This is a genomic window from Pseudomonas asturiensis (assembly GCF_900143095.1).
In the GTDB taxonomy this organism is placed as follows: domain Bacteria; phylum Pseudomonadota; class Gammaproteobacteria; order Pseudomonadales; family Pseudomonadaceae; genus Aquipseudomonas; species Aquipseudomonas asturiensis.
Genome location: NZ_FRDA01000024.1, coordinates 38834 through 61588 on the forward strand (window position 1 = coordinate 38834; position 22755 = coordinate 61588).

Below are 22755 nucleotides of genomic sequence, written 5' to 3' on the forward strand. Positions count from 1 at the left end.
CGATGGGACTGGTAGAATCGCCGCCGGTTCACACGAGGTTTTTCCATGCACGATCCCCACAGCGAACGAATGAGCAGCGGCGAGACCCGTGCCGCAGGTGGTCTTGCGCTGGTTTTCGCGTTTCGCATGCTCGGTATGTTCATGGTGCTTCCGGTCCTGGCCACTTACGGCATGGACCTGGCGGGCGCCAGCCCTGCGCTGATTGGTCTGGCCATTGGTGCCTACGGCCTGACCCAGGCCGTGCTGCAGATCCCGTTTGGCATCATTTCGGATCGCATCGGCCGGCGTCCGGTCATCTATCTGGGGCTGATTGTGTTCGCCATCGGCAGCGTCGTGGCCGCCAGTGCCGATTCGATCTGGGGCATCATCGCCGGCCGTATCCTGCAGGGTGCGGGTGCGATTTCTGCGGCGGTCATGGCGCTGCTTTCCGACCTGACCCGCGAACAGCATCGCACCAAGGCCATGGCCATGATCGGCATGACCATTGGTTTGTCGTTTGCCATTGCGATGGTCGTAGGGCCGGTGATCACGGGTGTGTTTGGACTGTCGGGACTGTTTCTGGCCACCGGCGGCATGGCGCTGTTGGGGATTGCCATCGTCGCATTCGTGGTGCCCAAGGCGAATGGCCCCTTGCTGCATCGAGAGTCAGGTGTCGCCAGGCAGGCGCTGGGCCAGACCTTGCGTCATCCCGACCTGCTGCGCCTGGATTTGGGTATCTTCGTGTTGCACGCAATGCTCATGTCCAGTTTCGTGGCATTACCGCTGGCGCTGGTCGAAAAAGCCGGCCTGCCCAAGGAACAGCATTGGTGGGTCTACCTGACGGCACTGCTGATTTCGTTCTTTGCCATGATCCCGTTCATCATTTACGGTGAGAAGAAGCGTCAGATGAAGCGCGTGCTGCTCGGCGCCGTGACCCTTCTCATGCTGTGTGAGCTATTCTTCTGGGCCTTTGGGGACACGTTGCGGACACTGGTCATAGGGACAGTGGTATTCTTCACCGCGTTCAACCTGCTGGAGGCGTCTTTGCCGTCGCTGATCAGCAAAGTGTCACCGGCTGGCGGAAAAGGGACGGCAATGGGGGTTTATTCCACCAGCCAGTTTCTTGGATCGGCCGCAGGTGGGATACTGGGCGGCTGGTTGTTCCAGCACGGCGGGCTCGATGTGGTGTTCCTTGGTGGTGCAGCCATGGCCGCCGTCTGGCTTGCGTTTGCGATGACCATGCGTGAACCGCCTTACGTGACCAGCCTACGTCTGCCGTTGTCGCCAGAGGCGCAGCGTGATGCAGGCCTGGCAGAGCGTTTAATGTCCGTAACAGGCGTGACGGATGCAGTGGTGGTTGCCGAGGAGGCAGCCATCTATATCAAACTGGATACAAAATTATTGGATCGCGCCGCTCTCGAAAAGCTGGTCAACCCGGCATCAGAAGCGTGCGAAGCCTAGGAGAACGTTATGGCCCGTGGGGTTAACAAAGTCATATTGGTCGGTACATGCGGCCAGGATCCCGAAGTTCGCTACTTGCCTAACGGTAACGCCGTGACCAACCTGAGTCTGGCAACCAGCGAACAGTGGACTGACAAGCAGACCGGTCAGAAGGTCGAAAAGACCGAGTGGCACCGAGTCTCGATGTTCGGCAAGGTTGCCGAAATCGCTGGCGAATACCTGCGTAAGGGTTCGCAGGTCTACATCGAAGGCAAGCTGCAGACCCGCGAGTGGGAAAAAGACGGCATCAAGCGCTACACCACTGAAATCGTCGTCGACATGCAAGGCACCATGCAATTGCTGGGCGGCCGTCCACAAGGCGACGCACAACAAGGCCAGGGTGGCGGCAACTACAACCAGTCTGCCCCTCGTCCACAGCAGTCGCGCCCGCAGCAGTCGGCTCCGCCACAGCAGAACTACAATCAGCAGCCACCTCAGCAACGCGAATCCCGCCCTGCGCCACAGCAGCAAGCGCCGCAGCCAGCTGCTGATTTCGACAGTTTTGATGACGATATTCCGTTCTGATTGCAGCCTTTCAGCACCGCAATACCCAAAGCGAAGCCCTCACCAGGCTTCGCTTTTTTTATGCCTGCCTCTGTCTATTCGATATATAGATGTCAATCAGCATCAAAGCGCTTGACGTCTTAGATTTTGATCATCATCATAAATTCATCTTCTGAATCGATGAAAACCTTGAGCGCCTCCTTGCCCGTGCCCAAGGATTACTCGACTGATCAAAGCCATCCCAATCGCAGGCCTCACACCATGACCGAAAAGAATCTGTTCGATACATATCGCCTCGGCAGTCTCATCCTCTCCAACCGAATCGTCATGGCTCCACTGACGCGTAACCGTGCCGGTGCCGGTTTGGTACCGACCGAGCTGGCGGCTACGTATTACGGCCAGCGCGCTTCTGCCGGTTTGTTGATCACCGAGGCGACGCAGGTCTCGCCGCAGGCGCAGGGTTATCAGGACACGCCGGGTATCTACACTCAGGCGCAGATCGATGGCTGGCGCAAGGTGACGGATGAGGTGCATGCCAGGGGCGGGCGTATTTTTGTGCAGCTGTGGCATGTAGGGCGTATTTCCCACGTGGATTTGCAGCCCGGTGGGGCGGCGCCCGTTGCGCCGTCGGCGATTCGGGCTGAAACCAAGACATTTGTGAACAACGGTTTTCATGACGTTTCCGAGCCGCGTGCGCTTGAGTTGAGCGAGCTGCCGGGCATCGTGAATGATTTCCGTCAGGCGGCAGCGAATGCGCTTGCAGCCGGTTTCGATGGCGTGGAGATCCATGGCGCGAATGGTTATTTGCTGGAGCAGTTCATCAAGGACGGTGCCAACACGCGCACTGACGCCTATGGCGGCACTGTCGAAAACCGTGCGCGGCTGCTGCTGGAGGTGACGGCGGCGGTGATCGGCGAGGTGGGTGCTGATCGTACAGGTGTGCGCGTTTCGCCGGTGTCACCTGCCGGGGCCATAACGTGCAGCGATCCACAGGCGCAGTACAACTACATTGCTGAAGAGCTCAGTGCGTTGGGTATTGTTTACCTGCACGTGGTCGAGGGCGCGACGGGTGGACCGCGTGACGCCGCGCCATTTGATTACGAGAAGTTGCGCAAGCGTTTCCACCAGACCTATCTGGCCAATAACGGTTATGACCTGTATCTGGCGAATTCGCGAGTGAACGATGGCAGTGTCGATCTGGTGGCATTCGGTCGTCCTTTCATCAGCAACCCGGACCTGACCGAGCGCCTGAAGGCCGGTGCCCCGTTGACGCCGATGAATCCGGCCACGCTTTACGGTGGCGGGGCTGCGGGGTATACCGATTACCCGACGATGGCTCAAGCCAGCGCCTGATCCGCTTAACGCATCCGTCGCAACGACGGATGCGTTTTCGCTGCATGCTCACGCTCAAACTCAACCCATCAATGCGAATGCCGTGGCGCGCCGCTTCTGGCGATGACTTTCATGTGCAGTGTTGCCGGCTCCAGACAGCCGCCTGTGGATAGCTGCCCCACCAGTTGCCGATAGAGTTCCTGCCAGGGTGTCTGCGAAGGCGGGATCGAAGGAGTCCACTGCTGACGGCGCTCAGCCATTTCGCTTTCGTCCACCAGCACGTTGACCGTGCGGGCGTTGAGGTCGATGCGTAGCCGGTCGTTGGTGCGCAGCAGGGCCAGACCGCCACCAATCGCCGCTTCCGGCGACATGTTGAGGATCGACGGGCTGGCCGATGTGCCGCTCTGGCGGCCGTCGCCCAGACACGGCAGCGAATCGATGCCTTGTTTGATCAGGGCGGCAGGCGGGTCCATGTTCACCACTTCGGCGCTGCCGGGATAACCGACGGTGCCTGCGCCGCGGATCACCAGAATGCAGCGTTCGTCAATGTCCAGCGCCGGATCGTCGATACGGGCCCGGTAGTCCTCAGGCCCTTCGAACACGATGGCCCTCGCCTCAAAACTGTTTTCGGCACCCGGCTCGGACAGGTAGGTCTTGCGGAAGGCTTCGCCCACCACCGACATCTTCATGATTGCACTGTCGAAGAAATTGCCACTGAGTACGATGAAGCCTGCACTGTGTTTGAGCGGCGCGTCGTAGGGCAGGATCACGTCGGTGTTGCTGGTCACCGACGCGCGAACAATGTCGCCGATGGTTCTGCCGCTGACCGTGGCGCAGTCTTCATGCAGGCGTCCGGCTTTTTGCAATTCATGCATCACTGCGGGCACGCCACCCGCGCGGTGAAACCCTTCGCCCAGGTATTTGCCCGCAGGCATGCAGTTGACCAGCAGCGGGATGTCTTCACCGATACGCTGCCAGTCGTCCAGGCTGAGGTCGATGCCGGTGTGGCGAGCGATGGCGATCAAATGCGGCGGGCAGTTGCTTGATGCGCCGAGGGCCGAGGCCACGGCAATCGCGTTTTCGAACGCTTCACGGGTCATGATCTGCGAGGGCTTCACGTCCTGACGCACCAGCTCACAGATGCGCTTGCCCGTGGCGTAGGCCATCTGACCGCGCTCGCGATAAGGCGCAGGGATGCTGGCGCAGCCAGGGAGCGACATGCCCAGCGCTTCGGCCAGCGCGTTCATCGACAGGGCCGTGCCCATGGTGTTGCAGTGGCCGACCGAGGGCGAGGCGGCGGTGGTCATTTCCATAAAGCCTTCGTAGCTGATTTCTTCGGCCGCCAGCAGTTTACGTGCATGCCACAGAACGGTGCCGGAGCCGATCAGTTCGCCTTTGTGGTGGCCGTCGAGCATGGGGCCGCCGGACAACACAATCGCAGGCAGGTCGGTGGTCGCGGCGGCCATCAGGCAGGCAGGCGTGGTCTTGTCGCAGCCGGTGGTCAGCACCACACCATCCAGCGGATAGCCGTGCAGGATTTCCACCAGGCCCAGGTACGCAAGGTTACGGTCCAGAGCGGCGGTCGGGCGGCGGCTCTGTTCGGCAATCGGGTGGACCGGAAACTCCATCGCAATGCCGCCGGCGTCGCGAATCCCCGCCTTGACTCGCTGCGCCAGCTCGATGTGATGGCGGTTGCAGGGCGTCAGGTCGCTTCCCGTCTGGGCGATGCCGATGATGGGCCGACCCGATTGCAGTTCGTCCCGTGTCAGGCCGTAGTTCATGTAGCGCTCGACATACAGCGCGGTCATATCGGCGTGATCGGGATCATCGAACCATTGCTGGCTGCGCAGAGGGCGTTTTGGAGGCTGGTTCATGGGCGTGTTCTCTCTTGTTATTGGAAGGCAGATGCAGGGCGTGCACGATTCAACGGCTCAGCAACCCTCGATCTGAAAGATTACGCAGTAGCGCGCCAATGCCGAATGTCCAGGGCGTGGCGGCGTCACTGAACGTGACCTGATTGTGCAGGCTGCCCAGTGAGCGGCTGCTGATGGTCACCTGGTCACCCTGCTTGTGGGTGAACCCGGCACCGGGATGATCGCGGTCTTCGGTCGGCGCGAACAGCGTGCCGAGAAACAGCACCAGACCATCGGGATACTGGTGATGGGCGTTGAGTGTTTGCGCCACCAGATCCAGCGGGTCGCGGCTTATCTGGTCCATGGAGCTGGCACCTTGCAGCTGATAGCCGTCGTTGCCGGTGACGTGGAGATCAATGACACAGGTGCGCACGGCCTCCAGGCTGAAATGTTCGTCGAACAGGCGAATGAAGGGTCCGATGGCGCAGGACGCGTTGTTGTCCTTGGCCTTGCCCAGCAGCAGCGCGCTACGGCCTTCGAAGTCGCGCAGATTGACGTCGTTGCCCAGCGCCGCGCCCTGGACCTGGCCGCGACTGTTGACCGCCAGTACCACTTCAGGCTCAGGGTTGTTCCATTGCGACCCTGGGTGAATGCCGATCTGGCTGGCGCTGCCGACCGCTGACAGCACCGGGGCCTTGGTGAAAATCTCGGCGTCCGGGCCGATGCCGACCTCCAGGTACTGCGACCACATACCTTTCTCGGTCAGCACCGCTTTCAGTCGTGCCGCCTGTTCAGAGCCAGGCTTGACGGCGCGCAGGTTGTCGCCGATCACTGCGCGCACCATCGTGCGCACACCTTCTGCAGCCGCGGCATCGCCACCGGCTTTTTCTTCGATGACCCGCTCGATCATGCTGGCGGCAAAGGTCACGCCCGCTGCCTTGATGACCTGCAGGTCCAGTGGGGCCAACAGATAGGGCCGGGTCTGATCGGCATGCGGACCGGTATTGGCCAACAACGCCTCAAGGCTGACCACGAAGCTGCCCGCTACCTGCCGCACGGCTTCCAGTGGTGAATCCTGCTCCAATAACTCGCTCACCGTTGCAAAATGTGCCGACAGATCGAACACCCCATCAGCGCGCAGCACGATGGGCGAGGGGCCCGCCAGTCTGCCGGGAATCCAGGCGCGCCCGATCAGCGTGGCGGGCAGGCCGTCCGTGGGCAGGGTGTTTTCGGGCGTGAGGCTAATCGGCATGGCGAGCGCTTCCTGATCCATTAAAACCTGCACGCTAGGGGGCGCTGTGGATAAACTCCAATGGCAAATGTTCACTTATCGATAACCTGGCGTTATTGCCGGGCAGGGGGAAATCATGTCGGACCTGTCATTCTCCAGCTTCTGTAGCTGGCTCAAGTTCCGGCACCTGACCCTGATCGATACGCTGGGGCGCACGCAAAACATGCACTTGGCCGCACAGCAGATGAACCTCAGCCAGCCAGCGCTCAGCAAGATGCTCAAGGAGATTGAAAGCCTGCTGGGTTTCGCGATTTTCGAGCGCCTGCCGCGCAGCATGGTGCCGACTTCGCTGGGTCTGCAGGTGGTGCGTTACGCGCAACTGGCGCTGAATGACGCACGGACCTTTGTCGAACAGATCAATAACCTGAGCGCCGGTGGTCATGGGCATCTCAAGGTCGGCGGCATCTTTGCCGCCACCGCCGTGGTGCTGCCCGAGGCCATCGTGCAGATCAAGCAACGCTGGCCGCTGCTGGCCATCGAAGTGGTGGAACAGACCAGCGATCATCTGATGGAAATGCTGGAAGAGCGCACGCTGGACCTGGCCATCGGGCGTTTCACCGAGCAGGGCCAGCAGCAGCGTTACGATTTTCAGGCGCTGGCGCCCGAGCCATTCAGCATTGTGGTCAACAGCCGCCATCCGCTGTGCGACGCAGGCCCGATGACCTTGCGGCAACTGGTGGACTGGCCGTGGATGCTTTATCCCAAGGGCACGCCGATCCGTGGCCGCATGGAAGAGGCCTTCGCCAGCGCAGGTGTCGATGTGCCACGCAACACCATCGACACCATTTCCATGCAGACCTTTTTGAAGGTCCTGCAAAGCGGTCCGATGATCGGCATGCTGCCCGACGCCATGGTCGCTCCGCATCTGGAAAGCGGCCTGCTCAAGACCCTGGAGACGCAGATGCATCTGGTTCCGCAGTTCTACGGCATCCTGACCCGCAAGGGCGAGCAACTGGCGGCACCTGCGCAGGAGTTCGCCAGTATTCTGCTGGAGAACGCCCGTCTGGCTCAGGAAAAGCAGGTCTGACCCGCCAAGTCAGGCAATAACCATTCGTTATCGTTTAATCCAAAAATGCCATTGGGATTGAATCGATCCCTGTCCTAGATTACTGACCAGTCCCTGCATCGGGCGGTCGGCCGTCTGCCGCTGTGTCCACCCGACAAGACCCACTCAATAAAAACAATGAGGCATGCCCGCATGCCAAGGGTATTCACATGCACGCAAGCTCCGACCATCAGGCCACCGACGCTGGCTTCGAGGACCGCACCTACCGCAAGGTCATCCTGAGAATCCTGCCGATCCTGCTGCTGTGTTACATGGCGGCGTACCTGGACCGCGTCAATATCGGCTTCGCCAAGCTGGACATGCTCAGCGACCTGCAATTCAGCAACACCGTCTACGCACTGGGTGCCAGCGTGTTCTTCTGGGGTTATTTCCTGTTCGAGGTGCCCAGCAACCTGCTGTTGCATCGGCTCGGCGCGCGCTTCTGGATCGCCCGGATCATGTTCACCTGGGCGCTGGTCTCCATCGCCGTTGCGTTCACGGTGCCGCTGGCGCGGTTCTTCCACATCGAGTCGAGCACGATGTTCTATGTGCTGCGTTTTCTGCTTGGTGTCTGCGAAGCGGGCTTCTTTCCCGGTGTCATCCTGTACCTCAACTACTGGTTTCCCACCCACCGGCAGAGCCGCGTCATGTCGGGCTTTCTGATGGCTTTGCCCGTCAGCCTGACGCTGGGCGGTATGTTGTCAGGCTGGCTGATGACCAGCATGAATGGCTTTCACGGCATGGCAGGCTGGCAATGGATGCTGATCATCGAAGGCATTCCGTCGATCATCATGGCGGTGGTGGTCATCGTCTATCTGTGCGACAGCATCGACTCCGCCAGGTGGCTGTCGGCGGCCGAGAAAGCCATGCTCAAGGCCAACCTGGCAAACGACAACAAGGGCAAGGCATCGCGGCTCAATGAGGTCTTTTTCAACCCGCGTGTGTGGCTGCTGGTGCTGATCCTGCTGACGTTCAATACGGGTTTTTATGGCCTGGCTTTCTGGATGCCCTCAATCATCAAGAGTGCCGGTATCGCCAACACCTTTCATATTGGCCTGCTGACCGCGATTCCCTACAGCATCGCGACCGTGGCCATGTTGCTCAATGCGCGTCATTCCAACCGCACCGGCGAGCGGCGACTGCATGCGGCCGTGCCAGCGTTCATCGGCGGTGTCGGTCTGATTCTCAGCGCCTACTTTGCCCACAACCTGGTGTTATCGGTGCTGTTCCTGAGCGTGGCGGCGTCGGGGATTCTCAGCCTGATGCCGATCTTCTGGACGCTGCCGGGCACGCTGCTGTCCGGCGTCGCAGCGGCGGCAGGTATCGGCATGATCAACGCCATTGGCAACCTCTCCGGTTTTACCGGTTCGATGATCACGGCGGTCGCGGAGACGCTGACCGGTGACATCAACAACGGCACCTACGTGCTGGCGCTCTGTTTGCTGGTCAGTGGCGGGCTGATCCTGATGATCCCGCGCAGCATGCTCGGCCGGGCGGACGCCGCTGCACCGGTTGCTCCGACCATTCTCGGCATGGAGAAAGCATGATGATGAACGACAAGCGTGTTCTGATCACGGCGGCAGGTCAGGGCATTGGTCTGGCCAGTGCCAGGGCGTTCGCAGCCGCAGGTGCGCGGGTCATTGCAACTGACATTGATCTGCGCACGTTGCACGGTATCGAGGGCGTGGAAGCCATCGGCCTGGACGTGACCTGCGCGCAGGACATCGAGCTGGCCTGTGAGCGCATCGGCGCAGTAGACGTGTTGTTCAACTGCGCGGGCTACGTGCACTCCGGCACGATTCTTTCGTGCGACGAGGCCGCCTGGCAGCGTTCCATCGAACTCAACGTCACGGCCATGTACCGGATGATTCAAGCGTTTCTGCCCGGCATGCTTGCTCGGGGTGGGGGCTCGATCATCAACATGGCGTCGGTGGCGTCAAGCGTCAAAGGGGTGCCCAACCGCTTTGCCTACAGCGCCACCAAAGCAGCCGTGATCGGGCTGACCAAGTCGATAGCCACAGATTTCATTGGGCAAGGCATTCGCTGCAATGCTATTTGTCCGGGGACGGTTGACTCGCCCTCGCTGCGCCAGCGCATCGCGGCGCAGGCCGAGCAACAGGGTGTGTCCGAGGCCCAGGTTTATCAACAATTCGTCGACCGCCAGCCCATGGGGCGCATCGGCAGCGTCGAGGAAATCGCGCAGTTGGTCCTTTACCTGGGCTCTGACGCGTCTTCGTACACGTCGGGCGCAGTGCACGTCATCGATGGCGGCATGAGCGTCTGACCCCGGTTTGCATGTTCGACAGACAACAGGAGAACCCGATGAAACTGCTACGTTACGGAGACAAAGGTTCGGAGAAGCCCGGCCTGCTGGACGCTGATAATCAGATTCGAGACCTGTCTGCCCACGTAAAGGATATTGCCGGCGAGGTGCTGACCCCGGCCGGTCTTGCCTCTCTGGCCGCACTTGACCCCAGAAGCCTGCCGCTTGTGCCAGGACAGCCGCGCATTGGCGCGTGCGTCGGGCAGGTGGGCAAGTTCGTATGCATCGGCCTGAACTACGCCGACCATGCCGCCGAATCCAATATGGAAGTGCCCAAGGAACCGGTCATTTTCAATAAGTGGACCAGCGCCATCTGCGGCCCGAACGATAACGTCGAAATTCCGCGAGGATCGGTCAAGACCGACTGGGAAGTAGAACTGGGCGTAGTGATCGGGAAGGGTGGACGCTACATCGACGAAGCCAATGCCATGGAGCATGTGGCGGGGTACTGCGTGATCAACGACGTGTCGGAACGTGAATGGCAACTGGAGCGTGGCGGCACCTGGGACAAGGGTAAGGGCTTCGATACATTTGGCCCGCTCGGCCCCTGGCTCGTGACCCGCGACGAGATTGCCGACCCGCACGCGCTGGACCTGTGGCTGGAGGTCGATGGCCATCGTTATCAGAATGGAAACACCCGTACGCTGGTGTTCACCGTGCCGCAATTGATCGCCTATCTGAGCCGTTGCATGAGCCTGCAACCGGGCGACGTCATTTCGACCGGCACACCGCCGGGCGTAGGGCTGGGGGTGAAGCCCGAACCGGTGTTCCTCAGGGCAGGCCAGCGCATGCGTCTGGGGATTGCCGGGCTGGGTGAGCAGAATCAGCTGACCGTACAGGCCGACTGATCCAGTTTTGTGGTGATGACGTTGCAGATACCGCTATGTCTCCGACACAGCGGTATTGCACAGTAAATACCTGATCGTGCGAGGTGGCTTGCCGGCGATGGCGTCCGTTCGGTTGACGGGAATGTCGCCTGGGAAAGCGAATCGCCGGCAAGCCGCCTCCCACAAAACCGCATTTTTTCAGTGAGTTACATTCTGCCTGATGGTAGGCAGCGCGGTGTCAGAGGTTGATGACTGTCAATCAGCCAGAAACGCCAGCAGGTCCTCATTGAGTTGCTGCCCGTGTGTCACGGCAAAGCCATGGGGTGCGCCGGTGTACACCTTCAGTTCGGCGCCTTCGATCATCTCGGCAGCCAGCTTGCCGGTCGCTTCGAAGGGGACGATCTGATCCCCATCGCCGTGGATGACCAGCGTCGGTACGTTGATCTTGGCCATGTCCGGACGGAAGTCGGTTTCGGAAAACGCCGTCACGCAGTCCACGGTGCCCTTGAGCGAAGCCAGCAGTGCGATGTTCAGCGTCTGGGTCAGTACGCCCTCGGAAACCGTCTGCCCCTGGTTGATGCCATAGAAGGGGGTCGCGAAGTCGGCGATGAATTGCGCGCGGTCTTTCAGAAGCCCCGCCTTGATGCCATCGAACACGGACTTGTCCACGCCCTGCGGGTGGTCATCGGTCTTCATGAAAAACGGTGTTACTGCGCCCAGCAGCGCCAGTTTTGCAACACGCTCTGTGCCGTGGCGGCCGATGTAGCGGGTCACGTCGCCGCCGCCCATGGAAAAGCCCACCAGCGTGACGTCGCGCAGGTCCAGGTGTTTGATCAACGCGTCGATGTCATCGGCGAAGGTGTCGTAATCGTAGCCAGTCCACGGTTGGTCGGAACGGCCGAAACCGCGACGGTCGAAGGCGATGGTGCGGTAGCCGCGGCTGCTCAGGTACTCCATCTGGTATTCCCACATGTCGGCGTCCAGCGGCCAGCCATGGCTGAAAAGAACCGGCTTGCCTGATCCCCAGTCCTTGAAATAAATCTCGGTACCATCGTTCGTCGTAAAAGTGCTCATGCAGTTTCCTCTCGAGTCGAGTTGATCGGACAGGCGCAGCCTTGCTGGCGCACCGCAGCATTATTGACCCAAGCCGTGCGCAGTAATTGCGCGGATGTGCCCAACTGACGGCCTGTTGAACTCGGCACACCGAGACAATTTCCGGCCACCGACTCGCCGCATAATCGTGCCAAAGCCCAGCCTGCCCGAGAGATCCTAGACCATGCTGCCGAACGCATCGCACCTTCAGTCCGACGTCTCGCCGAAACACGCCCAGGCCTTGCTGGCCTGGGGACTGCTGTTCATGCGCGTCAGTGTGTCAGTGCTGTTACTGCATGTTCACGGGCTGCCGAAATTGCTGCACTGGAGCGTGGAAGTGCAGCGCATCGAGGACCCTTTCAATCTGGGCGGCACGCTGACGCTGGGGCTGGCGGTGTTTGCCGAAGTGATCTGCCCTGTGCTGCTGATACTCGGCGTCTGGGCGCGACTGGCGTGCCTGCCGATCCTCGTCGTGCTGGCAGTCGCGGTACTCGTTGTGCATCCGGAATGGTCAATGGAGCAGGGTCAGTTCGCCTGGCTGTTGATCATCCTGTTTGCCGGGCTGGCGCTTACCGGTCCTGGCCCGCTCGTACTGGGCCGGGCCTTGCGGCACCACTAAGAGGCATAAAGCCATCTGAAACATTGACTCATCTATTTACCCGGTCAAAACCGAACTTGCCACGCAAACGGGAATCAGTTCCTTGGGGCTGAAGCCTCTGCCTGTTCATTGAAGGGAGAAACTGCGTGGCGTCTCAGTTGAAATCCATGGTCCTTGCGGGTCTGCTGTTATTCGCAGGCAGTTTTCATGTTCACGCCGCGGATGTGCCTGCGTTGCCCATGAGCGCCGCAGTGCCTGCCGATGACAAGGCTGCCGAAAAGCCTGACAGCAAAGCGGCCGACAAACCTGATGCCAAGACGGCTGAAAAGGCCGACGCCAAGCCAGATGCCAAACCGGCAGACGAGGCAGATCCGGCAGCCACTGATCCCACCGCCGAACTCCTCGTCCAGGGCGGTCTGCTCGGGGCGATCAGCACCAGCATTGATGACGTGCAGGAAAAGCTCAATCTCGATGAGAACCTGCTCGACGCCTGGCGGCTGCGCGCCGACCGCGCTGCAGACGAGCTGGAAAAGCTGGTCAACAAACGCACGACCCGTTCGCCATGGAGCGTGGTCGGCGACTTTCTGGTTCTGTCTTTCGTGTGGATGGGCGCCTTCGCGGTCCTGACCACGCTGGGCCGTTTTATCGCGGTTCGACTGTGCCGAACGCCCTTCATGAGCGTTCGCCAGCGTAGCCAGGCGTTGCTCAAATATGTTCTGCCCTTCACGCTGCCCGCGATCATATGCCTACCCCTGACGCTGTACGTCAGCCATTTCATGCCGTCCTCGGTGGGGCGAGCGCTGGCGTTGTGTTTTGCCTACGCCACCAGCAGCGGCATTGTCTCGACCTCGGTATTGCTGTGCGTGATCGTGATGTTCAATTCCGGGCACAAGCGCGCCGCCGTGCGCATGATTCGCCGCTATGCGCCGCGGCCGCTGTTCGTGGTCGGCTTCCTGGCCGCACTGAGTGACGCCCTGACCAGCCCGCAGATTGCCCGCCAGTTGGGCAGCAACGTGACCACCAGCGTCGCTGTGTTTACCGGACTGTTCGCCTCCGTGGTGTTCTGCATGCTGATCGTCAAGGTACGCCGTCCGGTGGCGCACCTGATCCGCAATCGGTCATTGAGCAGCCGGTTGCAGCGTCCCGCCTTGCAACAGTCGCTGAAGATTTTTTCCAACCTGTGGCATCTGCCTATCCTGCTGATGATTCTGGTGTCGGCGATCAACCTGATCGGCGCGGGAGAGGACAGCCAGGAAGCGCTGCGTTGCGCGTTGTTCACCACCATTCTGCTGATTGCCACGGTTTTTCTGAGCACCGTGTTCCAGCACCTGTTCAAACCTGCCGAAGCCCTTGGGCGTGGCGGGCACATCTACAAGGCGCGGTTGTTGAGCCTGATGTATGCCGTGCTGCGCATCGCGTTGGCGATCACGTTCATCGAGGTGCTGGGCCGGATCTGGGGTTTCTCGATGTTCGAATTCGCCCAGCGCAACACGCTGGGTCGGGTCATCAGCGAATCGCTGAGCAGCATCGGCCTGATTTTCCTGGTGACCTGGTTGTTATGGGTTGTACTGGACACCGCGATTCAAGAGGCGCTCAAGCCACCGATCAATCATCGCAGCGGGCGTCATCCAAGCACGCGGGTCAAGACTATCCTTCCGCTGGTGCGTAACGCCGTGAAGATCGTGCTGGTGGTGATCTGTGCGATCACCACCATGGCCAACCTGGGCATCAATGTCGCACCCTTGCTGGCGGGTGCCGGGGTGGTCGGACTGGCCATCGGTTTTGGTTCGCAGCAGTTGGTGCAGGACGTGATCACCGGTCTGTTCATCATCGTGGAAGACACCTTTTCCATCGGCGACTGGGTGGTGCTCAGCACCGGGCATTCCGGCACGGTCGAGAGCCTGACGATTCGTACCGTGCGCCTGCGCGACGGCAAGGGGTTCGTGCATTCGGTGCCGTTCGGGCAGATCAAGGCGGTCACCAACCAGTCCCGCCAGTTCGCTTATGCGTTCTTCTCGGTGCAGTTCACGTACGACTCGGACATTGATGATGCACTGTCGCTGATTCGCGAAGTCGGCCAGTCGATCACCGAAGACGTTCTGCTCAAGAACAACCTGCAAGGGCCGCTGGAAGTGTTTGGCGTGGACCGTATGGACCTCAATGGTGTGGTCCTCACCGCGCAGTTCCGTACCTCGTCCGGCGGGCAATACGCGGTAGGGCGCGCCTTCAATGAGCGGCTCAAGCGTCTTGTGGACAAGCACCCGAATGTGCGCTTCGCCCAGACTTATCCACAGGTGGTCATGGGCCCCGGCATCAGTGCGCCGCAGGCCGACGGGACGGCTGAAGGGCCGCCAGCGCCATCGGCGCCTGCAGCACCGCTTGGCCTGCCCAAGGGCAACGGTGCGCCCGGTCCGGCTGCTACCTAAAGCGTCATTAACCCGCCAGGCTGCGCAACTGTTGGGGGTTGGCAGCCAACGTGTTATGTTTGCAGGCGTTTTTCACTTGTTCATTTGATGATTCCGATACCGAGCCTGCTGACTCTATGCGAATGCGCCTTATGCTGTTGGGCGGCGGGAATGCCCTCGGGCAGGCGTTGATTCGTCTGGGTGCCGAAGAAGACATTGGCTTCCTCGCGCCGCGTCCACCGCAAGACGGTTGGGACGCTGCGAGCCTGACGCAACTGCTCGATGACACCCGTCCCGATGCCTTGATCAACCTTGCTTACTACTTCGACTGGTTTCAGGCGGAGACCGTAAGTGAAGCGCGTCTGACCCGCCAGGAACGCTCTGTCGAGCGTCTGGCCGAACTGTGTCAGCACCACAACATCACGCTGGTCCAGCCTTCCAGCTATCGAGTGTTCGATGGCTCGCGTGCCACTGCCTACAGCGAAAAGGACGAGCCCGTGCCGCTCGGCCTGCGTGGCCAGGCGTTGTGGCGCATCGAGCAGAGCGTGCGCGCGACCTGTCCGCAACACGTGCTGGTGCGTTTCGGCTGGCTGCTCGATGACAGCGCCGATGGCGTGCTGGGCCGTTTTCTGTCGAGTGCCGAAAAACCCCAGGAACTGCTGCTGGCCGATGATCGGCGCGGCAACCCGACGCCGGTCGATGACGCGGCGCGGGTGCTCATTTCCGTGCTCAAGCAGCTCGACTGTGAAGCGCCGCTGTGGGGAACCTACCACTACGCCGGTCACGAGGCCACGACGCCGCTGGCGCTGGGGCAGGCGGTGCTGACCGAAGCACGTCTGTTGCACCCGCTGGCCGTCGAGTCGCCGACCGCTCAGGCCCACGCTGCACGTCCTGATGCCGGCGAAGAGCCGCAGCATGCGGTGCTGGCCTGCAAGAAAATTCTTCATACTTTCGGCATCAAGCCCCGCGCCTGGCGCGCAGGTCTGCCGAGCCTGCTGGACCGGTATTACCGACATGTCTGATGCTCCTGTTCTGATCACTGGCGGCGCGGGCTTCATTGGCTCGCACCTGACTGACGCATTGCTGGCTCAAGGGCATGCCGTTCGCATCCTTGATGATCTGTCGGCGGGCAAGCGCAGCAACCTGCCGCTGGATAACCCGAACGTCGAACTGATCGTCGGCGATGTCGCCGATGCCGCATTGGTCAAGCGTGCGGCGCAAGGATGTCAGGCAGTCGTGCATCTGGCCGCAGTCGCCTCGGTGCAGGCTTCGGTGGACGATCCGGTGCGTACCCATCAAAGCAACTTTGTCGGCACTCTGAACGTTTGCGAGGCCATGCGCGAGGCAGGCGTCAGGCGTGTGATATTCGCTTCCAGCGCAGCCGTTTACGGCAACAATGGCGAAGGCGAAGCCATTACCGAAGACACCCCCAAAGCGCCCTTGACACCCTATGCGTCGGACAAACTGGCCAGCGAGTTTTACCTGGACTTCTACCGTCGTCAGCACGGCCTTGAGCCGGTGATCTTTCGCTTTTTCAACATTTTCGGCCCACGCCAGGACCCGTCTTCGCCGTATTCGGGGGTCATCAGCATCTTTGCCCAGCGCATCGAAAACGGTCTGCCGATCGTGGTGTTTGGCGACGGTGAACAGACTCGGGATTTTTTCTATATCGGCGATCTGGTCAAGCTGCTGCTGCAAGGGCTGGAGCTGGATAACGCTATCGAGGGCGCTATCAACGTCGGCCTGAACCAGACCACCTCGCTCAATGAACTGCTGGCAGCGCTGGCGCAGGTGACTGGCAAGCAGCCGAACGTCAGCTACCAGGCTCCCCGTTCGGGTGATATCAAGCATTCACGGGCCAGCAATCAGCGGCTCCTCGAGCACTTCAACATCGACGAACCTACGCCTTTGAACACGGGGCTGGCGCTGTTGATGGCGCGCTGATTCAGGATCAATCGCGCCTCCCGGTTAGCACCGATCGCCGTACACAAGTCTTGCCTGGTAGATACAAAGCCAGTGCGAGACACGCGGTTGTGGGAGGGGGCTTGCCCGCGATGAACGATTAGGTGGTTCTCCTGATATACCGCGTCGACTGCATCGCCGGCAAGCCGCCTCCCACGGTCCAGTGTTTGATGCGCGACAGTGCTATGTCGAAGACGGGATGGAGCCTCCCACAGAAAAATAGCTTTTCTTCAGTGTGTGACGGGTTATTCGATAAGAGCGAGCGTGCTCTTGAAGGCCATGCCGTAAGCTCAAGCACAAACATGCCCAGGTTTTATCTTCAGCGTTTGTAGCCCAATTCCTTGTTTTTTGTAGTCGGGATTTCCGATCTTTTCAACCCGCCTAACGACTCCTAGTATCCGTCGCCCTTTTACAGTGGACGTATGGCATGCAGGACGAAAACGGTGTTGATAAGCGCCCGAAAATTGAGGTGTGCGAGGTGCCGGGCGAGTTCGTCGTCGATGACTTCATGGACAGGTATTCTGAATATCTGGATGCTGCGAGGAGTGGTCAAAACGACGCAGGCTCATCCACGCCCGGATTTGTGAGTATTTGCGGTTTTGCCCTGTTTGGTTTTGGGTTCTTGATGATGGGGTCGGGTTCCGACACCATTCGGTATAGCTACGCTACCGGGCCAAGCTTTTTCCAATATCTGCAAATGTTTTCGGGTCTTATCGTGACGCTGGGCTTGCTCATAGCAGGTGTCGGCAGCGCGATGGACTCTCACGACAACAACATTTTGCAGACGCCTGAGCAGTTTCTTCGTGCTCATTATGAGCTGGAGTTTCCGAGAGGCATTAATGGCCCCCAGTTATTCTCAATCGTTCACATAGACGGTGGCACGTTCAAGGCACTTGAACGCCCATAAAAGCAAAGGCACCCAACGGGTGCCTTTCTGTTGTAGACGATTGACGCGCAGTGGATCAGAACTTGTAACCCACGCCGACCATATAGACCCATGGATCGATGTCCACATCCACTTTGGTCTGGCCTACCGCCAGCGCCGACGGGCCGTCCACGGTGGCTTTGGTGTCGATGTCGACGTACCAGACCGAGGCGTTGACCAGCACGTTGTCGGTGATCATGTAGTCCATGCCCAACTGTGCTGCCAGACCGACCGAGTTCTTGAGCTTGAGGTTGCTGAAGCCCTGGTTCTTGCGATCACCCGTGAGGTCTTCGTCGAAGAACATGGTGTAGTTGATACCCACGCCGGCATAGGGCTGGAATCGGGACGACGGCTCCATCGGGTAGTACTGCAACGACAGGGTCGGCGGCAGGTGTTTGATGTCTGCCAGCTTGCCATCAAGGCCAGGGCCCAGGCCCTTCACGGCAACGGTGTGGCTGAACGGGGTGGCTGCCAGCAGCTCGATACCGACGTGCGAGGTCAGCATGTATGCGAACGTCAGCCCCAGTTGGGTATTGCCGTCGACCGTGGCCTTGGTGCCTGACACCCTGGAGCCGTCGAGTCTGATCTCGCCGCTGTCCTCATTGGGTTGCACGTGGGCAGCGCCCGCGCGAACGATGATGTCGCCAGGCTCGTAAGCGTGGGCTGCAACGGGTGCTGCGACGGCGAGCGCGACGAGAGACGCGCGAAGCAAATGCTTGTTCATTGGGGCTCCAGGAAATCAGTCAAAATTTATGGGCGGAATGTTAAAGCGCTGTCGAGCGGCGACTTTGACTCAGCTCAATGAAATCGCTGGGAACCCCATTCTCTTCACGTGTCCGGCAATTCGTAGACAAGAATCTTGTCTGCCTGCATCTGATAACCCGCTTCTGCCAGCTCGCTCGTAGACGACCTGGCCTGCATCGGTCCTTCGATCCAGTACGGCTGATACAGCTCATCGACCTTCACGCCCAGCTCACTCGTGACATGCACGATCTGGTTCGCTGGCGGCGGTGGCACATGGATGCAGGCACCGAAATACGGCACCAGCAAAAACTCCGTCACTCTGCCTTCCTCACTGACCTCCAGTGGCACGATATAGCCCGGCAAACGCACCTGCTTGCCATCCAGTGCCTTGACCACCGGCGCATGTGGCGCCAGCTGGCTGGCCGCAGGTGCTTGCTCCATGGCCAATGCATCGGACATTTTCGACAAGTCGTGCATCGGTGTGGTCACCGGCTTCACGACAGGTGCATCAGGCGGAATCATCTCGGCCCAGGTCAGTACACGCGGCTCGGCGGCCCACAGCGAGGTGGAAACCGAGAGCAGCAGAGTGAGTAGCATGCGCCGCATCATGAAGGTCCTCATAAACGAATCGACAGACCATCTGCCAGTGACTGCCTGTAGGCTCGCCAGGCTGGCACGGTTCCCATCAACAGCGCGCAAGCGAGGATGCCAGCCAGCAATGTCCATTCATATTGGCCAGGTGGCATAGGCGAGAGGTACAAACCGTAATTATTTATTACGTAATCCTGAGACACAAAGATACCGATGTAGAGCAGTGCAAGGCCACTGACAACGCCCGCCAGCGCCAGCGCAAACGCTTCCAGAATCAACAGGCTCGCAATGTGCCATGGCCTGGCGCCCACTGAACGCAGGATGGCCATCTCGCGGCGGCGCTCGTTGAGGCTGGTCAGAATCGCCGTCAACATGCCGATCAGACCGGTCAGCACCACAAACAGTGAAATCACGAACAGGGCTTTTTCAGCCGTGCCCATCAGGCTCCACAGCTCTTGCAAGGCCACGCCGGGAAGAATCGCCAGCATCGGCTCGCCCCGGTACTCGTTGATCTCGCGCTGCAGGCTGAACGTCGAGATCTTGCTGTTCAGGCCGAGCATGAACGCCGTGATCGCGGTCGGCGTCAGGTCCATGTTGCGGGCCTGATCGGCGGAGATTCGTTCGTTGCCGCGTGCGGGCGCGCCGTTGTGCCAGTCGATGTGAATGGCTTCCATCCCGCCCAGGCTGATGTGCAGCGTGCGGTCCACTGGCGTGCCCGTGGGCTTGATGATGCCGACCACGGTGAACGGCTTGTCGTCATGCTTGACCAGGCTGATCGCCGCTACGCCATGAGCCAGCACCAGCTTGTCACCGAGCTTGTAATGCAGTGCCTTGGCGACCTCCGAGCCGAGCACCACCTCGAAGGGGTCGGTCTTGAATTCACGTCCTTCGGCCAGTTCCAGATGCTGCTGGCGGCCGAACTGGTAATGCTCGAAATACGAGGCGTTGGTGCCCATGACCCGATAGCCACGGTGCGAGTCGCCCAGTGAAATCGGAATGGCCCATTTCACCTGTTTGCTGTCGGCAAAGTGTTCGAAGCTGTCCCAGCGGATGTTGTTGGTGGCGTTGCCGATGCGAAACACCGAGTACAGCAGCAGGTTGATCGAGCCAGAGCGTGCGCCGACGATCAGGTCCGTGCCGCTGATGGTGCTGGCGAAACTGGCACGCGCCTCGGTGCGTACACGCTCCACCGCCAGCAGCAGACAGACTGACAAGGCAATGGCGAAGGCGGTGAGAAATGCGGTGAAACGGCGGTTGGCCAGGCTGGCCATGGCCAGACGAAACAGATACATCTCAAATCTCCACGGCGACAGCGGCGCGATTGAGGTCGCCGAGTGACAGGTTGCGATCGAACAGCGGTGCCAGGCTTTGATCATGACTGACGAACAACAGGCTGGCACCGGCTTCACGGCATTCAGCGAACAGCAGGCGAATGAACGCCTCGCGTGAGTCGGCGTCCAGCGCCGAAGTCGGCTCGTCGGCGATCACCAGCTCCGGTTGGCCGATCAACGCACGTGCCGCTGCCACACGTTGCTGCTGGCCGATGGACAGCGAGTCTGCGCGGCGGGTCAGGATGGCGGGATCTTTCAGGCCCAGATGAGTGAGCAGGGTGATGGTCGCTTTTTCAACGCTTCCGTGACGCTGTTTCGCACGCGCTGCACGGACTTTGGAGAAGTGGCAGGGCAGCTCGATGTTCTCGCGTACCGAGAGAAACGGCAGCAGGTTGAACTGCTGGAAGATGTAGCCGGTGTGATCGACGCGGAAACGATCACGCGCCGCCGCCGACAGGCTCGACAGCTCCTGGCCCAGCAAGCGGATGCTGCCGCGGGTGGGTTTCTGTACGCCGCCCAGCAGCCCCAGCAGGGTGGTCTTGCCGCTGCCACTCGGGCCTTTGAGGAACAGGGTTTCGCCGGTTTCCAGGCGAAATTCCGGGATATCCAGAAGCTGTGGCTGACCCGGCCAGTTGAAGCTCAGGTCGGACAGCTCGATCAGTGCTTGGGGCATGGTCTGACTCACGCTCGGTTGAAAAGTAAAAGACCGGGCCAGGCCCGGTCATTGTGCCGCAAGGGTGCATCAGAACTTCAGCGTAGGGTTCGCTGCAATCACTTCTGCGCCAGACTGGCCACTGGGCGAGATCAGTTGTACCTGAAGCTTCTTGGTGTCGGGGAACGTTTTGAAGATCTGCGACAGGTCGAGCTTCTTCAGGATGGCCGGCGCGTCGCAAACGAACTTGTAAGTGCCGTGAATTTCGCTGTGCTCGTGGTGGTCCGCGTCGCCGTCTTTGGCGTGCTCTTCGTGATCGTCATCCTTGTCGCCAAACAGCGGGCTTTCCAGTTTCACCGAAGTGGCCGAGCAATTCGCGGCGTCGGCAATGCTGAACAGCGCATTGGGCTTGAGCAGCAACTCGCGCGCCTTGGCCACCTTGGCCTTGTCTTCAGCGGACTTTGCCTCATGCTCGAAACCCACGATGTTCATGGCCGGGCTGTCGAACTCCAGTTCCAGGGTCTTGCCTTCCAGCACCACGTCCAGACGCCCGACACCGTGTTCATGAGCGCCGAGGCTGCCATGTTCCGCGCCATGATCATGGTCATGGTCGTGTTCTTCGGCAGCATGGGCGACAGCCAGTGGCAGCAGGGCGAAGGGCAGGGCGAGTAGCAGACGGCGCATAACGAACTCCGGAGTGACATTCTGAGAAAAGCGTTATGTGATCTTATAACAAGTCGTTGGCAGAGTAAGGTTTTTTTCCGTCACGCACGTGCGGCTGTCAGAGAATCAGGAATAGCCCGGCGCGCGATTATGTCGAACCGTTCTCATGGACCCGGTCGTCAGGTTCTACCCTCAGTGAGGTAGTCGCTGAATGGATGCCGGATGCGTCGTCAGTGCCTGTCATACCGCCAAGGATCAGCATCGCCTCAAGGAAGACACCTCATGAGAAAGCTCCATCCCAACGTCGAAACCCTGCGTGCGGTCTATAAGGATCTGGCGCGCATCGCCGAGTTCGCTGACCACGACATCGTGCTTCACAAGGCCGACCGGGGTGCCCGGGGCGGCTTGTCCATGGTCATCGGCAGGCGCTCGGTGCACAACCATGAGCTGGACCTGATCGAGCACACGCGGCAAACCCTGTCTATGGAGGTCCACGAGATCGTGGCCGACGATTACTTCGGCACGGTCATCGGCTGTATGCGCGCCACCTGCGATCGCCAGAAAATCGCCATGCCATTCTGCGGACTGTGGCGATTTCGCGATGGCAAGATTGTCGAGCACTGGGAAAATGTTTACGACATCAGGGCGTTCGCCAGCTTCATGATGGGCGATGAATCGCTGACGAGCCGCTGGCTGAGTGCCTGAGCGTGGGAATGTGCGCTCGCCTGTGGGAGCATGTGCGTCTGAATATCATCAGGTGCATGTCATGTTGCGTATTCGTGGAACCGTAGGCCAGTGGCCGGTGGATTTGACGCTGGAGCTGGACGAAGGCGATTGGGCTCAATTGGGCGCGCAGTTGAAGGCGTCGGCGCCAGAAGCTGCTGCGGCCATTGTCGAGAGCAGGCCAGTCAATCAGGACGACAAGGCCTGGCAGGTGGCGCAGGACCTGTTGCAGAAGGCCGGGCAGATGAGCGGGCCGGATCTGCTGGCTCAACTGGAGGGCGTGGCGGGCAGCACGGCAGCAGGTAAACGCTTGCTGGTGCGCTTGCGTCATTGCGCGAACGTGAAGGTCGAGAGCGGGGCGCATGCGCCGCTGTACAGCTGGGTTGCGGCGACGTGATGTAACGCTGGCCGGGTC

General features: G+C 60.3%; 22 protein-coding genes. 14 read left to right on the forward strand and 8 right to left on the reverse strand.

The features are described 5' to 3' along the window. The first annotated feature begins 45 nt into the window (after positions 1-45). The 3 genes from BUB69_RS26475 to BUB69_RS26485 all read left to right on the forward strand — a co-directional run bounded on the left by BUB69_RS26475 (position 46) and on the right by BUB69_RS26485 (position 3336). Complete coding sequence (locus BUB69_RS26475) at positions 46-1440, forward strand: MFS transporter (RefSeq protein WP_073172734.1); 1395 nt, start codon at positions 46-48, stop codon at positions 1438-1440. Between the two features lie 9 nt (positions 1441-1449). Next, a complete protein-coding gene (locus BUB69_RS26480; protein ID WP_004883704.1) occupies positions 1450-2004 on the forward strand; it encodes a single-stranded DNA-binding protein in 555 nt (184 codons plus the stop codon). A 240-nt stretch (positions 2005-2244) separates the two neighbouring features. Continuing rightward, on the forward strand, positions 2245-3336 hold the full coding sequence (locus tag BUB69_RS26485) for an alkene reductase (protein WP_073172738.1): 1092 nt from the start codon (positions 2245-2247) through the stop codon (positions 3334-3336). 68 nt (positions 3337-3404) lie between these two features. On the opposite strand, the gene BUB69_RS26490 is transcribed toward BUB69_RS26485, so the two are convergent. Further along, positions 3405-5189, reverse strand: a complete 1785-nt coding sequence (locus tag BUB69_RS26490; protein ID WP_073172741.1) for an IlvD/Edd family dehydratase — start codon at positions 5187-5189, stop codon at positions 3405-3407. Between the two features lie 49 nt (positions 5190-5238). Continuing rightward, positions 5239-6420, reverse strand: coding sequence for a fumarylacetoacetate hydrolase family protein (locus BUB69_RS26495; protein ID WP_073172833.1), 1182 nt, complete (start codon positions 6418-6420; stop codon positions 5239-5241). 115 nt (positions 6421-6535) lie between these two features. Here BUB69_RS26495 and BUB69_RS26500 point away from each other — a divergent pair, with 115 nt between their 5' ends. From BUB69_RS26500 to BUB69_RS26515, 4 genes are all read left to right on the forward strand, one after another. After that, the gene (locus tag BUB69_RS26500) at positions 6536-7486 is read left to right on the forward strand and encodes a LysR family transcriptional regulator (protein WP_073172744.1); all 951 of its coding nucleotides are present in this window, start codon (positions 6536-6538) and stop codon (positions 7484-7486) included. A gap of 188 nt (positions 7487-7674) precedes the next feature. Next, positions 7675-9051 carry an MFS transporter gene (locus BUB69_RS26505; RefSeq protein ID WP_073172746.1) on the forward strand — a complete coding sequence of 459 codons (1377 nt, stop codon included), beginning with the start codon at positions 7675-7677 and terminating at the stop codon, positions 9049-9051. Then, on the forward strand, positions 9048-9788 hold the full coding sequence (locus tag BUB69_RS26510; protein ID WP_073172749.1) for an SDR family oxidoreductase: 741 nt from the start codon (positions 9048-9050) through the stop codon (positions 9786-9788). Before BUB69_RS26505 ends, BUB69_RS26510 begins: the two co-directional genes overlap by 4 nt. 38 nt (positions 9789-9826) lie before the next feature. Continuing rightward, positions 9827-10675 carry an ureidoglycolate lyase gene (locus tag BUB69_RS26515; RefSeq protein ID WP_073172752.1) on the forward strand — a complete coding sequence of 283 codons (849 nt, stop codon included), beginning with the start codon at positions 9827-9829 and terminating at the stop codon, positions 10673-10675. A 234-nt stretch (positions 10676-10909) separates the two neighbouring features. Here the strand turns inward: BUB69_RS26515 and BUB69_RS26520 are convergent, their stop codons facing one another. Further along, entirely contained in the window at positions 10910-11728 is an 819-nt protein-coding gene (locus tag BUB69_RS26520) for an alpha/beta fold hydrolase (RefSeq protein ID WP_073172755.1), read from the reverse strand. A gap of 283 nt (positions 11729-12011) precedes the next feature. Between BUB69_RS26520 and BUB69_RS26525 the strand changes: the two genes are divergently transcribed. From BUB69_RS26525 to BUB69_RS26545, 5 genes are all read left to right on the forward strand, one after another. Continuing rightward, a complete protein-coding gene (locus BUB69_RS26525) occupies positions 12012-12365 on the forward strand; it encodes a DoxX family protein (protein WP_073172836.1) in 354 nt (117 codons plus the stop codon). Positions 12366-12490: 125 nt separating this feature from the next. Continuing rightward, the gene (locus BUB69_RS26530; RefSeq protein WP_073172758.1) at positions 12491-14770 is read left to right on the forward strand and encodes a mechanosensitive ion channel family protein; all 2280 of its coding nucleotides are present in this window, start codon (positions 12491-12493) and stop codon (positions 14768-14770) included. A gap of 116 nt (positions 14771-14886) precedes the next feature. Then, a complete protein-coding gene (locus tag BUB69_RS26535; protein WP_004883728.1) occupies positions 14887-15771 on the forward strand; it encodes a sugar nucleotide-binding protein in 885 nt (294 codons plus the stop codon). Further along, positions 15764-16693: an NAD-dependent epimerase/dehydratase family protein gene (locus BUB69_RS26540; protein WP_073172762.1), complete on the forward strand. Its 930-nt coding sequence runs from the start codon at positions 15764-15766 to the stop codon at positions 16691-16693. The genes BUB69_RS26535 and BUB69_RS26540 overlap by 8 nt, the downstream gene beginning before the upstream one ends. A 445-nt stretch (positions 16694-17138) precedes the next feature. Next, positions 17139-17618 (forward strand): hypothetical protein, encoded by a 480-nt coding sequence (locus BUB69_RS26545; protein ID WP_073172765.1) that lies wholly within the window; start codon positions 17139-17141, stop codon positions 17616-17618. Between the two features lie 55 nt (positions 17619-17673). On the opposite strand, the gene BUB69_RS26550 is transcribed toward BUB69_RS26545, so the two are convergent. From BUB69_RS26550 to BUB69_RS26570, 5 genes are all read right to left on the reverse strand, one after another. Continuing rightward, the gene (locus BUB69_RS26550; RefSeq protein ID WP_073172767.1) at positions 17674-18360 is read right to left on the reverse strand and encodes an OmpW/AlkL family protein; all 687 of its coding nucleotides are present in this window, start codon (positions 18358-18360) and stop codon (positions 17674-17676) included. A gap of 104 nt (positions 18361-18464) precedes the next feature. Continuing rightward, positions 18465-18989 (reverse strand): DUF3299 domain-containing protein, encoded by a 525-nt coding sequence (locus BUB69_RS26555; RefSeq protein WP_073172771.1) that lies wholly within the window; start codon positions 18987-18989, stop codon positions 18465-18467. An 8-nt stretch (positions 18990-18997) separates the two neighbouring features. Continuing rightward, positions 18998-20263 carry an ABC transporter permease gene (locus tag BUB69_RS26560; protein ID WP_073172773.1) on the reverse strand — a complete coding sequence of 422 codons (1266 nt, stop codon included), beginning with the start codon at positions 20261-20263 and terminating at the stop codon, positions 18998-19000. 1 nt (position 20264) lies between these two features. Further along, on the reverse strand, positions 20265-20975 hold the full coding sequence (locus BUB69_RS26565; RefSeq protein ID WP_073172776.1) for an ABC transporter ATP-binding protein: 711 nt from the start codon (positions 20973-20975) through the stop codon (positions 20265-20267). A gap of 69 nt (positions 20976-21044) precedes the next feature. After that, positions 21045-21638 (reverse strand): DUF2796 domain-containing protein, encoded by a 594-nt coding sequence (locus BUB69_RS26570; RefSeq protein WP_073172779.1) that lies wholly within the window; start codon positions 21636-21638, stop codon positions 21045-21047. Positions 21639-21899: 261 nt separating this feature from the next. Between BUB69_RS26570 and BUB69_RS26575 the strand changes: the two genes are divergently transcribed. Both BUB69_RS26575 and BUB69_RS26580 read left to right on the forward strand, forming a co-directional pair. Beyond that, positions 21900-22322, forward strand: a complete 423-nt coding sequence (locus BUB69_RS26575) for a nuclear transport factor 2 family protein (RefSeq protein ID WP_073172782.1) — start codon at positions 21900-21902, stop codon at positions 22320-22322. Between the two features lie 61 nt (positions 22323-22383). Beyond that, positions 22384-22737, forward strand: coding sequence for a hypothetical protein (locus tag BUB69_RS26580; protein ID WP_073172784.1), 354 nt, complete (start codon positions 22384-22386; stop codon positions 22735-22737). Positions 22738-22755: the final 18 nt, after the last annotated feature.